Below are 13,468 nucleotides of genomic sequence, written 5' to 3' on the forward strand. Positions count from 1 at the left end.
AAGTTTGATGAAATTGTGAACATTTTGTGTGCTCTCTCATTATAGAAAAGTTTTTTAACTTTCAACGGATTGACACATCATAGACGCTATTGTATGCTAAACGAGGGTATTATGGTAAGGTTTTCATAGCCTATAGCACTCTACTAATCCTCATTGTGAACCCTTTAATAATCAGGGTTTGTATCAGCGAATGAAGCAGAATCCCATAGATCTAAAGATTTCAAGTCTGATTGCACAATTAGACCGATGGGTGATTGATTTTTTTCAAATAGGACGGCTTATCATAAGCGTCTTCTACGCAGTTTTCATCACCATTTATCACCTTTTTTACAATATTTTTCATCGGGAGTCAGATGAATGAACGATCCAAACGTCATTTTCCGCAGACAGAGTAAATATATGTTCTATTTATTGGCAATTTTTGTGTTTGGCTATGCCATGCCTGGTTTTAAACCACTGTTTCTTGGTTTCATTATCGGCACAATTTTTGCTTTCTTTAATTTATTCCTGCTTATTCGGAGAATGCATGCTTTTGATCGAGCAGTTAAAAAAGGAAAATCTATTCGTTCAATGGGAAGTACAGCCAGGTGGGCCAACGCAATTCTCGCAGTAGCGATTGCTTGGCGTTACCCTAACGAAGTTCATCTGGCAGGTGTTGTTATAGGATTAATGACAATATATCCTGTCATTATGATAGATTCCTTCATTCAACTTAAACGTTCTACTATGGAAGAGAGGTGAATACTCTTTGGGTCACAGTTCAAAAACTACAGAATTTTTAGGGTTAACGTTCAACTTATCCAATGTTCTCATGATTACGATTGCTAGTATCATCGTTCTTCTCATAGCGGTGCTGACTACTCGTGTTCTGGCTATTCGTCCGACAAAGGCGCAGAACTTCATGGAATGGATTGTTGATTTTGTTCGAAATATCATAGGTAGTTCGATGGACATGAAAACAGGAGCCCCATTTCTAGCGCTTGGCGTTACATTACTCATGTACATATTTGTTTCAAACATGCTTGGACTGCCATTCTCGATTACGGTCGATCACAACTTATGGTGGAAATCACCAACTGCTGATCCTGCAATCACAATGACACTAGCGGTTATGGTCATGGGATTGACACACTACTATGGTGTTAAAGCAAAAGGAGTCAAGGAATATACAAAAGACTACTTTAGACCAATCCCACTTTTAGTACCGCTGAAAATTATTGAAGAATTTGCAAACACATTAACACTTGGTTTGCGTCTTTATGGAAATATTTTCGCTGGAGAGATTCTTCTTGGTTTACTTGCAGGACTTGCGACTAATTTCTATTCGCAAAACCTTGCATTAGGTATCATTGGTACATTAGGTGCCATCGTGCCGATGATTGTATGGCAGGCATTCAGTTTGTTTGTCGGAACCATCCAGGCATTTATCTTCACCATGCTGACAATGGTGTATATCTCCCATAAAGTCAGCGACGAACACTAAAAAATTGAGAGTCCAAAAAGGACGTTATTTTAAAGGAGGAGCTTTTTAATGAATTTAATAGCAGCAGCAATTGCAATCGGTTTAGGAGCACTAGGAGCAGGTATTGGTAACGGTCTAATCGTATCTAAAACAGTTGAAGGAATCGCTCGTCAGCCAGAAGCTGGTAGAGAACTAAGAACTCTTATGTTCATCGGGGTAGCTTTAGTTGAGGCACTTCCAATTATCGCTGTCGTTATCGCATTCTTGGCATTCTTTGGTTAATATGTGAGAAGCGTTCTAATATGAATTTTAATGGCGAAGATCAGATTAGTTCGAAACTTCGCCATTCCTTTATGTTTTGTTTCTTAACATATTATTTAAAGAAGGGAGTTGCCGTACTAAATGTCTCAGTTACCAGTAGTTTTAGGAGCAGGTCTAAACACCGGAGATATCATATTCCAGCTGATCGCTATGCTCATCCTGCTTGCACTTTTAAAGAAATTTGCGCTTAAGCCTTTATTAGGGATTATGAAACAGCGTGAAGATTATATAGGAAATGAAATTTCAAGTGCTGAAGAAAAACACGTTCAAGCTGAAAAGCTTCTTGAAGAACAACGTGTCTTATTGAAAGAAGCACGCGAAGAATCACATACACTCATCGAAAATGCGAAAAAGATTGGTGAGAAACAAAAAGAAGACATCATTCAAGCAGCACGTCAAGAATCAGAGCGTTTGAAAGAGTCTGCTAGAACTGAAATCGTGAAAGAAAAAGAACAAGCTGTGGCTGCACTGCGCGAGCAAGTTGCATCACTTTCTGTATTAATTGCTTCTAAAGTGATTGAAAAAGAACTTGATGAGCAAGCACAAGAGAAATTGATCCAAGAGTATCTTAAAGAGGCAGGCGAAAGCCGATGAGCGTGACTATTGTCTCTAAGCGTTACGCTTCTGCTCTTTTTGACATCGTTCTTGCTTCTTCGGCAGTAGACGAAACTGAAAAAGAGCTGAATGAGATCAAAAAAGTTCTCAAGGCTGACCAAGAATTAAATGACTTTCTTGTTCATCCGAAGATTACGGCAGACAAAAAGAAACATCTGATTGCAGAAGCTTTCAAAGGTGTTTCGACATATGTTTTGCACACAATGTATTTACTGATTGACCGTGGACGCACGAATATTTTTCCTGAAATGGCGTCTGAGTTTGTGAAACTTGCAAACCGTACGAAACAAATAGACGATGCGATCGTGTATTCAGTGAAACCGCTCAGCGGAGCTGAAATTCAATCTTTATCTGAAGTATTTGCCAAAAAAGCCGGAGTCACATCACTGCGTGTAGAAAACGTGATTGACAAGGATCTAATAGGCGGAGTGAAAATCCGTATCGGAAACCGCATTTATGACGGCAGTGTCAGCGGAAAGCTTTCCCGCATTGAACGTCAGCTTGCAGGCGAAAATCGTTAGAAGGGGTGAAACCTTAGTGAGTATCAAAGCTGAAGAGATTAGCGCGCTGATAAAGCAGCAAATCCAAAACTATCAATCTGAAATTGAAGTAAAAGATGTCGGTACAGTCATTCAAGTAGGGGACGGTATCGCGCGTGTACATGGCCTTGACAACATTATGGCAGGAGAGCTTGTTGAGTTCTCTAACGGTGTAATGGGTATGGCTCAAAACCTTGAGGAGTCTAACGTAGGTATCGTAATCTTAGGACCTTACAAAGATATCCGTGAAGGTGACGACGTAAAACGTACAGGTCGTATCATGGAGGTTCCAGTAGGAGAAGAGTTAATCGGACGTATTGTGAACCCACTTGGTCAGCCTGTTGATGGACTAGGTCCAATTTTAACAAGCAAAACACGTCCAATCGAAAGTGAAGCACCAGGCGTTATGGATCGTAAATCGGTACATGAGCCGCTTCAAACGGGAATTAAAGCAATTGATGCCTTGATTCCAATCGGACGCGGACAGCGTGAATTGATCATTGGGGACCGTCAAACAGGTAAAACATCTGTTGCAATCGATACGATCCTTAACCAAAAAGATCAAGACATGATCTGTATCTATGTAGCGATCGGACAAAAAGAATCAACTGTTCGTGGTGTTGTTGAAACACTTCGTAAGCATGGTGCGCTTGACTACACAATCGTTGTCACAGCTTCTGCATCACAGCCAGCTCCACTTCTTTACCTTGCTCCTTATGCAGGTGTAACGATGGGTGAGGAATTCATGTATAACGGCAAGCATGTGCTTGTTGTGTATGATGACCTTTCTAAACAAGCGGCAGCTTACCGTGAGCTTTCATTATTGCTTCGTCGTCCTCCAGGTCGTGAAGCATTCCCTGGTGATGTTTTCTATCTTCACTCTCGTTTATTAGAGCGTGCAGCGAAGCTTAGTGATGAAAAGGGTGGCGGTTCTATCACAGCATTGCCTTTCGTAGAAACGCAAGCTGGTGATATCTCTGCATATATCCCAACAAACGTTATCTCAATCACAGATGGACAGATCTTCTTACAATCTGATCTCTTCTTCTCAGGCGTACGTCCAGCGGTAAACGCAGGATTGTCTGTATCTCGTGTAGGTGGTTCTGCACAAATCAAAGCGATGAAAAAGGTAGCAGGTACACTTCGTCTGGATCTTGCTTCTTATCGTGAGCTTGAAGCATTCGCTCAGTTTGGATCTGATCTAGACCAAGCGACTCAAGCTAAATTAAACCGTGGTGCTAGAACAGTTGAAGTCTTAAAACAAGACTTGAACAAACCGCTGAAAGTTGAAAAACAAGTAGCGATTCTTTATGCACTGACAAGAGGATACTTAGATGATGTAGCGATTGCTGATGTCAAACGCTTTGAAGCTGAGTTATTCATGTACATTGAAGAAAACCATAAAGACTTGTTTGACACAATCTCTCAAACAGGAAACATGCCTGCTGATGAAGAGTGGAAAGCAGCGATCGAAGGCTTTAAACGTACGTTTGCACCAAGCAACTAATTAGTAATCTTTCCGAGAGAAAAAGATTCTCTTTTTCTCTCTTTTCACGTAAATGAACACGGATTCCTGAAAAAAGGTGGTGAAATCTTTGGCCTCATTACGCGATATTAAGTCAAGGATCACGTCAACAAAAAAATCGAGTCAGATCACAAAAGCGATGCAAATGGTATCAGCTGCGAAACTGAATCGTGCTGAAAATAATGCGAAGTCCTTTGTTCCTTACATGGAGAAAATCCAAGAAGTCGTTGCGGCAATCGCAACTGGAACAAGTGCTAAGCACCCAATGCTTCTTTCCAGACCTGTTAAGAAAACAGGGTATCTCGTCATTACATCTGATCGAGGACTTGCAGGACCTTTTAACAGCTCGATTTTACGTGCCGCTTACCAAGCCATTCAATCTCGTCATCAATCTGCTGATGAATATGCGGTGATTGTGATTGGTAAAATCGGACGCGACTTCTTCAAAAAGCGTGGTATTCCAGTTATTTCTGAAGTAACAGGGCTTGGAGACGAAGTAGCGTTTGCTGATATTAAAGAATTAGCAAGCAGTACAGTGCAAATGTTCTCTGATGAAGCGTTTGATGAGCTTTACATGTTCTATAACCATTTCGTCAGTGCCATTTCACAAGAAGTAACAGAGAAAAAATTATTGCCGCTAACGGACCTTTCGGCCGCAGCGACACCAAATAAACGTTCCGCATCTTATGAGTTTGAGCCTTCTGAAGAAGAAATTCTTGAAGTTCTCCTTCCTCAATATGCAGAGAGTTTGATTTTCGGTGCGCTTCTTGACAGCAAAGCAAGTGAACATGCTGCAAGGATGACAGCAATGAAGAGTGCAACAGACAACGCAAAAGAATTGATCGACAGCCTGACACTCTCTTACAACCGTGCTCGTCAAGCAGCGATTACACAAGAGATTACAGAAATTGTCGGCGGAGCAGCTGCCTTAGAATAGAAATAATTGTCAGGAGGGAATGCAATGAAAACAGGACGCATCAGTCAGATCATGGGACCAGTCGTAGACGTTCGTTTTGAAGACGGTCACTTGCCTGAGATTTATAATGCGATCAAAGTTTCGCATAAAGCGGAAAGCGAAAGTGAAGTTGATATCGACTTAACTTTAGAAGTAGCACTACATTTAGGTGATGATACAGTGAGAACCATCGCAATGGCATCAACAGACGGTGTGAAGCGCGGTATGGAAGCTGTAGACCTTGGAAAACCAATTTCAGTACCAGTTGGTAACGTAACACTTGGACGTGTATTCAACGTACTGGGAGATAACATTGACTTAGATGAGCCACTTGGTGTGGAAGCGCAAAGAGACCCAATCCACAGACAAGCGCCTTCTTTTGATCAACTTTCTACAGAAGTTGAAATTCTTGAAACAGGTATCAAAGTTGTTGACCTTCTTGCTCCTTACATCAAAGGTGGAAAGATCGGTCTATTCGGTGGAGCCGGTGTTGGTAAAACCGTTCTGATTCAAGAATTGATCAACAACATCGCACAAGAACACGGCGGTATTTCTGTATTCGCTGGTGTTGGAGAGCGTACACGTGAAGGAAATGACCTTTACTACGAAATGAAAGATTCTGGCGTTATCGAAAAAACAGCGATGGTCTTCGGCCAAATGAACGAGCCACCAGGTGCACGTATGCGTGTAGCTCTAACTGGTTTGACAATGGCAGAGCATTTCCGTGATGAACAAGGTCAAGACGTATTGTTCTTTATCGATAACATCTATCGCTTTACACAAGCAGGTTCTGAAGTATCAGCCCTTCTTGGACGTATGCCTTCAGCGGTAGGTTATCAGCCAACTCTTGCAACAGAAATGGGTCAGCTTCAAGAGCGTATCACGTCTACAAACGTAGGATCGGTTACATCGATTCAAGCGATCTATGTACCTGCGGATGACTATACAGATCCAGCTCCAGCTACAACGTTCGCTCACCTTGATGCAACGACAAACCTTGAGCGTAAGTTGACAGAGATGGGGATTTACCCAGCGGTAGATCCACTTGCTTCAACATCTCGTGCCCTTGCACCTGAGATTGTTGGCGAAGAGCATTATGCGATCGCGCGTGAAGTTCAGCAAACATTACAGCGTTATAAAGAATTGCAAGATATCATTGCCATTTTAGGTATGGATGAATTATCTGAGGACGATAAGCTTGTGGTACACAGAGCTCGTCGTGTTCAATTCTTCCTATCTCAAAACTTCCACGTAGCAGAACAGTTCACTGGCCAAAAAGGTTCTTATGTGCCATTGCAAGAAACTGTTAAAGGCTTCAAGGAAATCTTATCTGGTAAATACGATCACCTTCCAGAAGATGCATTCCGCTTAGTCGGCCGCATTGAAGAAGTGGTTGAAAAAGCCAAAGAGATGGGTGTAGAGGCCTAATCTGGTCCTTAGGAGGGTAAAAGCATGAAGACCGTTCAAGTCAATATCGTTACTCCCGACGGCCCAGTGTATGAAGCGGATGTGGAAATGGTCAGTGTAAGAGCAGAAAGCGGTGAGCTTGGGATTTTAGCTGGCCACGTTCCAATGGTTGCTCCGCTAAAAATCGGTGCAGTTCGCTTAAAACATAGTGGATCAACTGAATTGGTTGCAGTAAGCGGTGGATTTGTTGAAGTTCGCCCCGAAAAAGTAACCATTCTTGCTCAGGCTGCTGAAACATCAGACAAAGTTGATGTAGATCGTGCAAAATCAGCGAAACAGCGTGCTGAAGAGCATTTGAACCACCCGAATGAAAGTGATGTACGCAGGGCGGAACTCGCATTAAAACGGGCATTAAACCGTTTAAATGTAGCAGGGAAATAAAACAGAAAATCCTTCTTATCACAGTGATAAGAAGGATTTTTTTTAGGATGACATGAGAGATTGATACATCGACACATACGGATGAGATGCTTGCTTTTCTAGATATAACTGCTCGCAAAATTGCGTACTGCAATGCCATGTTTTATTATTTCTGCGTAAGCCAAGCGTATATTGGTGCGAAGAGTCCATATAAGGCCGCACGACCCAGTCAGCATCTGAATGATGACGGATGATAACCTCTCCTAAATACACACTCATCATCGCTTCTAATGCATCTATTGGCATTTTCCACTCAGCAAAAAGCTGCTGACGGAAGGCATCGAAGTATAATGACTCTAACTGATAAAGGCTTTCCTCTGAGTAATCCAAAGAAATGTTATGAAAATGACACAATTGTGCTAATTCTTCTAGCTGTGTCTGTCTATAATCAAAGTAGAAAGCAATGGCTTCCCATTCATGTTCAAATGAGGGAACCAGTTCTCCGTACAAATCAACAAAGTCAGGAAAAGAATCTTTCAAATATGATCAGCTCCTTCCACCGCAGTATATCATCTCCTTCGCATCAGAATAAGAGGGGATTCACTCTAAATGTAGCTCTTTTTTCCAAATGATTCATCTTTCCGATTTTGGAGGATATAATGAAAGGGAGTTTTCCTTTACAGAAATCAATAAAAGGAGGATTCAAGTGTATGGAAGACATAGGACAACAAGCAATTGTCAGTATTGTGATCCACCTATTTTTTATTGCCATTACGTGGTGGGCATTGCTTGCGGTGAATATCGATCCACTGATTAAAAAAGGAAAAATTATTCAAGCTAGATTGCTCATGATGCTGATCACGATTGCTATTGCATCGGCAGTCAGCAATTTCTTCCTTGATTATTTAAATTTCTCCAGACAAATCCCTTATATGTTTTAACATAAAAGGTTTGGTCACTGCCTTCTGCGGGAACGTAAAAAGAAGTGTCAAAAATATGGCCTTTGATGACTTTTCCACGTATGCATTGATCTCCTTGCGGCAACACTTGTAGCAAGGGGGAATGACAAGTGAGAAAGTATTTAAAAGGTTGGCCATTATTTGCATTTATTCTTTTTTTTGTTCTGATGATTCAAGGTGTTCGGGCGGAAGAAACATCCACGCTCGCCCAAATAGCAGAAGGTATGAAAAACCAGCAAATCGAAGTAAGTGGATGGACGCTTCATGCCAAAACAAATATAGACATTTCATCCGAACAATTTTCAAAAAAAGTGAAACGTTTGAAAGACGAACTACGACAGTATGAGTGGACCGAAAAAAAAGAGAAACATGTCACCAAAGTCACAGGAATTTACAAAGATGAAAAAAATGATACATTATCGAAAATTTTACTCGTGAAGACCGACACAAAATCAAACCAAAAGTCGTATTTATTATATGAGCAAAAAGGTGCTCGCCCACTGAATACCTGGGAGCATACATATGATCAGTTCGTACGTCATGCAAAAAGCATATTACAAGAAAAATTTGTGATTTTTACTTGTCTCGATGGTCATGTAAATGGTATGATGGATGTTGTTTTGCAAAAAAAAGCTGAAATGATAGCAAATGAATTTCAAGCAAAACCTGTTGAGTATCTCGTTGAGTCTAATTTTGTGTCGCTTTCCGCTTACACAGAGAAGTGGGAACAGTTCATTATGACTTCAAATGATAAAATGAATGTTCAAATTGCCATCAGAAGTTCGGAAATGAACGAAAATCATACGATTACGGTTGGCACACCAATCGTAACGACTGAATATTAATATAGAGAATTTGGGACGCGGAGGGGAAGACCTTGGAAAAAATCATCGTCCGCGGCGGTCAAAAGTTAAACGGCACAGTTAAAGTAGAAGGCGCAAAAAATGCCGTTTTACCAGTTATCGCTGCATCTTTGTTAGCAAGTACAGAAAAAAGCGTAATTTGTGATGTACCTACGCTCTCCGATGTATATACAATCAATGAAGTGTTACGTCATTTAGGAGCAGAAGTACATTTTGAAAATAACGAAGTATCAGTAGATGCATCTCATGCACTAGAAACTGAGGCTCCGTTTGAGTACGTCCGTAAAATGAGAGCATCTGTGCTCGTCATGGGACCACTTTTAGCTAGAACAGGTCATGCAAGAGTTGCATTACCTGGTGGTTGTGCGATTGGTTCAAGACCAATTGATCAGCATTTAAAAGGCTTTGAAGCAATGGGAGCTAAAATTCAAGTAGGTAATGGTTTCATCGAGGCTGAAGTAAATGGCCGTTTAAAAGGTGCAAAAATCTATTTGGATTTCCCAAGTGTAGGGGCAACTGAAAACATCATCATGGCAGCAGCATTGGCTGAAGGAACGACGATTTTAGAAAACGTAGCAAAAGAACCTGAAATTGTTGATTTGGCAAACTACATCAATGCCATGGGCGGTAAGGTTCGCGGTGCTGGAACTGGTACAATCAAAATCGAAGGTGTAGAAACACTTCACGGTGCAAAACACAACATCATCCCTGACCGAATTGAAGCTGGTACATTTATGGTGGCAGCAGCCATTACTGAAGGAAATGTTCTTGTAAAAGGCGCTGTGCCTGAGCACATGACTTCACTTGTGGCGAAAATGGAAGAAATGGGTATTCAGATCATTGAAGAAGAAGAAGGTTTAAGAGTCATTGGACCATCTGAGCTCAAGCCAATCGATCTAAAAACAATGCCGCATCCTGGTTTCCCAACGGATATGCAATCTCAGATGATGGCGCTATTGCTTCGTGCAAACGGAACAAGCATGATCACAGAAACTGTGTTTGAAAATCGTTTTATGCATGCTGAAGAATTCCGCCGCATGAATGGCGATATTAAAATTGAGGGTCGCTCTGTGATAATCAATGGACCTGTTCAACTTCAAGGTGCTGAAGTGGCAGCGACTGATTTAAGAGCAGGAGCAGCACTTGTACTTGCTGGATTAGTGGCAGAAGGTCATACACGTGTCACTGAATTGAAGCATATTGACCGTGGATATGTGAACTTCCACCAAAAACTAGCAGCAATCGGTGCAGACATTGAAAGAGTAAATGATGAATCAGCAGATGTGACACAAGAACAAGTTGTATCAGATCTAAACGCATAATCATAAAAGAAATCAGTGTGTCCATTTGGGCATGCTGATTTTTTTTTAGAATCATAGACTGGTTGCATTTTCAAAAGCTTATCATTAGTGTATCCAATCGTTTTAAATTTTATTCATAAAGACGAACAGTAAATCAAATGATGAAGAGCACAAACATATCAGCAAAAGACTTGTCCAATGAATGAAAGAAGCTGTCATATTAGCTTGTCCTTGCCCATAGGATAAAAGAGATTCAATGACAAATGGGGGCAGCCAATATGAAACCAATGATATGGACAATCGCAGGAATTTGCATCATCATTTTAATGATTCCAACCTTACTCGTGTTGCCGACGTTCCAAGGAAAACCAGCAGCCAGCCAACACGTAGCAGCAGAACCATCAGTTAAAAAAGAAGTGAAAGGTTCAGTCAAATTGAAACAATCACCCGTCTCCATTCCCGTCTACCGTTCAGCGCATCAGCAGGTAGAAAACATCCCCTTAGAAGAGTATGTGATCGGTGTCGTCGCTTCTGAAATGCCAGCCGATTTTGAAATAGAGGCGCTCAAGGCACAGGCACTCGCCGCTAGAACGTATATCGTCAGACAAATGATCATTGATAAAACCGTCAAATCTCCACAGGGTTCTCTTGTAGATGACACCCAAATGTTCCAAGTGTACAAAAATAAACAGGAACTGAAGAAAATTTGGGGAAAAGCGTACAATTGGAAATTAAAAAAGGTCACAGAAGCGGTTGCCAGTACACAAGGGAAAGTACTGACGTATGACGAAAAACCAATTGATGCTTCCTTCTTTTCAACAAGTAATGGGAAAACCGAAAATGCAGAAGCTTATTGGAAAAATGAAATCCCTTATTTGAAAAGCGTCTCAAGCAAATGGGACGAAAAATCACCCAAATTCCAAAACAAGAAAACCATCACAGTGAGCGAATTTCAGCAAAAACTGGGTGTGACCCTTGGCCAGCAGCAGGTGGGAGAAATTGTAGAACGAACACCAGGCAATCAAGTAGCCAAAGCCGTCATTAACGGAAAAACATTGTCGGGCAGAGACATTCGCGAATCACTAGGATTGCACTCGGCAGACTTTACATGGGAACGAAAGGGTCAGCAAATCGTGATTACGACAAAAGGGTATGGCCATGGTGTGGGCATGAGTCAGTATGGTGCACATTATATGGCACAGTCAGGCAAAAAAGTAGAGGCGATCGTGAAACATTATTATCAAGGGATAAAAATTGAATCAGCTGATCGCTTTCTGAACACATATATGGCTAAGAAATAAAAGCAAAGGTGCCTCAAAATGGGGGCATCTTTTTTTTATGTGTAAAGAGGTTTGAACAGAATGTGACAAATTGCGACTTAAGACGCACCTCAGGAAATCTTAAACATTTACATCCCGACAAGAACCGATGGCCGATACAAAGCCCCTCGAAAGAATGAGAAAACGTGGGTGACAAAAGAGTCGTTAGGTGAATATATCTAGACATCTGACAGAATTTTAGTGATTTTGATGAAAGAGAAAAAGGGATCGAGTCCTATACCATTCCAAGACAGAATATTTTACGATTAAGATGTTTCAATCAAATACATAAGGAGGAAGGAAAAGCATGTTGAAAAAAGTATTTACACTCGTAACCTTAGCTGTATTGACATTATCAATGTCAATCTCTTCACCAGTATTTGCAGAAGCAGCATCAGCCAAAAAACATAAGAAAGATGTAAGAGTGACGATCTTACTTGATGCAAGTGGAAGTATGGCAAGAAAAGTGGATGGAGAGCGCAAATTCGATTTAGCAAAACAAGAGGTATTTAAATTTGCTCAGTCTCTTCCGAAAGATGCTAAAATCCGTATGAGCTTGTTTGGATCTGAAGGAAACAACAAAAACTCAGGTAAAGCTCAATCATGTGAAGTCATTAGAGGCGTTTATGGCGTTCAGCCTTATGAAAAGGATAGTTTCGAAAACTCTCTAAACGGTCTTGGACCAAATGGCTGGACACCGATTGCACGTGCTCTTGAAAGTGCAAAGCAAGCGGATAAGCAGCTTCATAAGGGAACAAAACACATTGTGTACTTAATTACTGATGGTGAAGAAACTTGTGGTGGAGATCCAGTGAAAGTAGCGAAAGAGCTTCATAACTCAAAGGGATCTACTGTAGTCAATGTGATTGGATTAGACTTTAACGATGGCTATGAAGGTCAATTGAAGCAAGTAGCTAAAGCTGGTAAAGGTCATTACTACCAAGCAAGCACTGGGAAAGAAATGGGTTCTATCCTTACAGCAGAATCATTAAAACTACACGAATAACTTGCTGAAGAAAAGGGAAACGATTGATTGATGCTTTCGTTTCTCTTTTTCTGTACAAATGAAAAAAAGGGAGATTTTTTAATGAAAAGAAATATTATATTAACCATTTTAGCGAGTCTTGTTCTGCTTCTTTCTTCACCAGCTCATGCTGTAACGAAAAAGGAGCCTGCTCATGTGGTGATTTTACTTGATTTAAGCGGAAGCATGGCACAATCGGTTGAAGGCGAAAAGAAAATCGATATCGCAAAACGCTCGATCCAAAGTTTCGCAAGTATTTTATCAGAAGATACACAAGTCTTGCTTCGTGTTTTTGGTCATGAAGGAACGAATAAAAATGCAGGAAAAGCCGTTTCTTGTGCAAGTTCCGAAGCAGTTTATGGATTTGGAACATATGAGCAAGCAACCTTTCAACAAGCGCTAAATGTGTATGGTCCAACAGGCTGGACACCACTTGCCAAAGCATTAACTGATACGAAACAAGATTTTGAAGATCACCAAGCTAAAGGAAAAAATATTGTATATGTTGTCAGCGATGGTGAGGAAACATGTGGCGGAAGCCCATCACAAGCAGCGAAGCAATTACATGAAGAAGGTATTGACACAATCGTCAATATCATTGGCTTCGATGTAAATGAAAAAGAAGAAAAAAGTCTAAAATCTGTTGCCAAAGCTGGTGGTGGACAATATCAACCAGCAGCAAATGCAGAAGAATTGAATCATATTCTTCAAAAAGAAGCGAACGCTTTTGGTCAATAAGATGTGAATAGACAGCTGGG

Annotated in this window: 16 protein-coding genes; 15 read left to right on the top strand and 1 reads right to left on the bottom strand. The window is 40.9% G+C overall.

From position 1 onward, the window contains the following. The first annotated feature begins 357 nt into the window (after nucleotides 1-357). The 9 genes from ACTJJD_RS07820 to ACTJJD_RS07860 all read left to right on the top strand — a co-directional run bounded on the left by ACTJJD_RS07820 (nucleotide 358) and on the right by ACTJJD_RS07860 (nucleotide 7,265). Complete coding sequence (locus ACTJJD_RS07820; RefSeq protein ID WP_007497639.1) at nucleotides 358-741, top strand: ATP synthase subunit I; 384 nt, start codon at nucleotides 358-360, stop codon at nucleotides 739-741. A gap of 7 nt (nucleotides 742-748) precedes the next feature. Then, nucleotides 749-1,483, top strand: a complete 735-nt coding sequence (gene atpB, locus ACTJJD_RS07825; RefSeq protein WP_007497637.1) for a F0F1 ATP synthase subunit A — start codon at nucleotides 749-751, stop codon at nucleotides 1,481-1,483. A gap of 48 nt (nucleotides 1,484-1,531) precedes the next feature. Continuing rightward, nucleotides 1,532-1,744 (top strand): F0F1 ATP synthase subunit C, encoded by a 213-nt coding sequence (atpE, locus tag ACTJJD_RS07830; RefSeq protein ID WP_003214968.1) that lies wholly within the window; start codon nucleotides 1,532-1,534, stop codon nucleotides 1,742-1,744. 120 nt (nucleotides 1,745-1,864) lie between these two features. Further along, entirely contained in the window at nucleotides 1,865-2,377 is a 513-nt protein-coding gene (atpF, locus tag ACTJJD_RS07835) for a F0F1 ATP synthase subunit B (protein WP_007497634.1), read from the top strand. After that, on the top strand, nucleotides 2,374-2,919 hold the full coding sequence (locus tag ACTJJD_RS07840; protein ID WP_007497632.1) for a F0F1 ATP synthase subunit delta: 546 nt from the start codon (nucleotides 2,374-2,376) through the stop codon (nucleotides 2,917-2,919). The genes atpF and ACTJJD_RS07840 overlap by 4 nt, the downstream gene beginning before the upstream one ends. Nucleotides 2,920-2,935: 16 nt before the next feature. Further along, nucleotides 2,936-4,444 (top strand): F0F1 ATP synthase subunit alpha, encoded by a 1,509-nt coding sequence (gene atpA, locus ACTJJD_RS07845; RefSeq protein ID WP_008343398.1) that lies wholly within the window; start codon nucleotides 2,936-2,938, stop codon nucleotides 4,442-4,444. A gap of 88 nt (nucleotides 4,445-4,532) precedes the next feature. Then, complete coding sequence (locus ACTJJD_RS07850; RefSeq protein ID WP_007497628.1) at nucleotides 4,533-5,399, top strand: F0F1 ATP synthase subunit gamma; 867 nt, start codon at nucleotides 4,533-4,535, stop codon at nucleotides 5,397-5,399. 24 nt (nucleotides 5,400-5,423) lie between these two features. Beyond that, nucleotides 5,424-6,845, top strand: a complete 1,422-nt coding sequence (gene atpD, locus ACTJJD_RS07855) for a F0F1 ATP synthase subunit beta (RefSeq protein ID WP_008343395.1) — start codon at nucleotides 5,424-5,426, stop codon at nucleotides 6,843-6,845. 24 nt (nucleotides 6,846-6,869) lie between these two features. Then, nucleotides 6,870-7,265, top strand: coding sequence for a F0F1 ATP synthase subunit epsilon (locus tag ACTJJD_RS07860; RefSeq protein ID WP_008343393.1), 396 nt, complete (start codon nucleotides 6,870-6,872; stop codon nucleotides 7,263-7,265). A gap of 42 nt (nucleotides 7,266-7,307) precedes the next feature. Here the strand turns inward: ACTJJD_RS07860 and ACTJJD_RS07865 are convergent, their stop codons facing one another. After that, nucleotides 7,308-7,784 carry a hypothetical protein gene (locus tag ACTJJD_RS07865; protein WP_035389791.1) on the bottom strand — a complete coding sequence of 159 codons (477 nt, stop codon included), beginning with the start codon at nucleotides 7,782-7,784 and terminating at the stop codon, nucleotides 7,308-7,310. A 170-nt stretch (nucleotides 7,785-7,954) separates the two neighbouring features. On the opposite strand from ACTJJD_RS07865, the gene ACTJJD_RS07870 reads away from it, so the two are divergent. The 6 genes from ACTJJD_RS07870 to ACTJJD_RS07895 all read left to right on the top strand — a co-directional run bounded on the left by ACTJJD_RS07870 (nucleotide 7,955) and on the right by ACTJJD_RS07895 (nucleotide 13,448). After that, on the top strand, nucleotides 7,955-8,185 hold the full coding sequence (locus tag ACTJJD_RS07870) for a DUF1146 family protein (RefSeq protein ID WP_242731191.1): 231 nt from the start codon (nucleotides 7,955-7,957) through the stop codon (nucleotides 8,183-8,185). 128 nt (nucleotides 8,186-8,313) lie between these two features. Continuing rightward, a complete protein-coding gene (locus ACTJJD_RS07875) occupies nucleotides 8,314-9,048 on the top strand; it encodes a YwmB family TATA-box binding protein (RefSeq protein ID WP_008343385.1) in 735 nt (244 codons plus the stop codon). Nucleotides 9,049-9,080: 32 nt separating this feature from the next. Beyond that, nucleotides 9,081-10,388: a UDP-N-acetylglucosamine 1-carboxyvinyltransferase gene (gene murA / locus ACTJJD_RS07880; RefSeq protein ID WP_007497616.1), complete on the top strand. Its 1,308-nt coding sequence runs from the start codon at nucleotides 9,081-9,083 to the stop codon at nucleotides 10,386-10,388. A 257-nt stretch (nucleotides 10,389-10,645) separates the two neighbouring features. Beyond that, nucleotides 10,646-11,668 (top strand): stage II sporulation protein D, encoded by a 1,023-nt coding sequence (spoIID, locus tag ACTJJD_RS07885; protein ID WP_008343381.1) that lies wholly within the window; start codon nucleotides 10,646-10,648, stop codon nucleotides 11,666-11,668. Nucleotides 11,669-11,993: 325 nt separating this feature from the next. Beyond that, nucleotides 11,994-12,692, top strand: coding sequence for a VWA domain-containing protein (locus tag ACTJJD_RS07890; protein ID WP_008343379.1), 699 nt, complete (start codon nucleotides 11,994-11,996; stop codon nucleotides 12,690-12,692). A gap of 81 nt (nucleotides 12,693-12,773) precedes the next feature. Continuing rightward, nucleotides 12,774-13,448, top strand: a complete 675-nt coding sequence (locus ACTJJD_RS07895; protein ID WP_440608268.1) for a VWA domain-containing protein — start codon at nucleotides 12,774-12,776, stop codon at nucleotides 13,446-13,448. Nucleotides 13,449-13,468 lie beyond the last annotated feature (20 nt).

Source organism: Bacillus sp. 22446 (genome assembly GCF_052044955.1).
In the GTDB taxonomy this organism is placed as follows: Bacteria; Bacillota; Bacilli; order Bacillales; family Bacillaceae; genus Bacillus; species Bacillus altitudinis.

What these genes read in the sequence shown, in the direction of transcription:
- ACTJJD_RS07820 (WP_007497639.1), top strand. Translation starts at nt 358, where the DNA reads ATGAACGATCCAAACGTCATTTTCCGCAGACAGAGTAAATATATGTTC.
- atpE (WP_003214968.1), top strand. Translation starts at nt 1,532, where the DNA reads ATGAATTTAATAGCAGCAGCAATTGCAATCGGTTTAGGAGCACTAGGA.
- atpF (WP_007497634.1), top strand. Translation starts at nt 1,865, where the DNA reads ATGTCTCAGTTACCAGTAGTTTTAGGAGCAGGTCTAAACACCGGAGAT.
- ACTJJD_RS07840 (WP_007497632.1), top strand. Translation starts at nt 2,374, where the DNA reads ATGAGCGTGACTATTGTCTCTAAGCGTTACGCTTCTGCTCTTTTTGAC.
- atpD (WP_008343395.1), top strand. Translation starts at nt 5,424, where the DNA reads ATGAAAACAGGACGCATCAGTCAGATCATGGGACCAGTCGTAGACGTT.
- ACTJJD_RS07860 (WP_008343393.1), top strand. Translation starts at nt 6,870, where the DNA reads ATGAAGACCGTTCAAGTCAATATCGTTACTCCCGACGGCCCAGTGTAT.
- ACTJJD_RS07870 (WP_242731191.1), top strand. Translation starts at nt 7,955, where the DNA reads ATGGAAGACATAGGACAACAAGCAATTGTCAGTATTGTGATCCACCTA.
- spoIID (WP_008343381.1), top strand. Translation starts at nt 10,646, where the DNA reads ATGAAACCAATGATATGGACAATCGCAGGAATTTGCATCATCATTTTA.
- ACTJJD_RS07890 (WP_008343379.1), top strand. Translation starts at nt 11,994, where the DNA reads ATGTTGAAAAAAGTATTTACACTCGTAACCTTAGCTGTATTGACATTA.
- ACTJJD_RS07895 (WP_440608268.1), top strand. Translation starts at nt 12,774, where the DNA reads ATGAAAAGAAATATTATATTAACCATTTTAGCGAGTCTTGTTCTGCTT.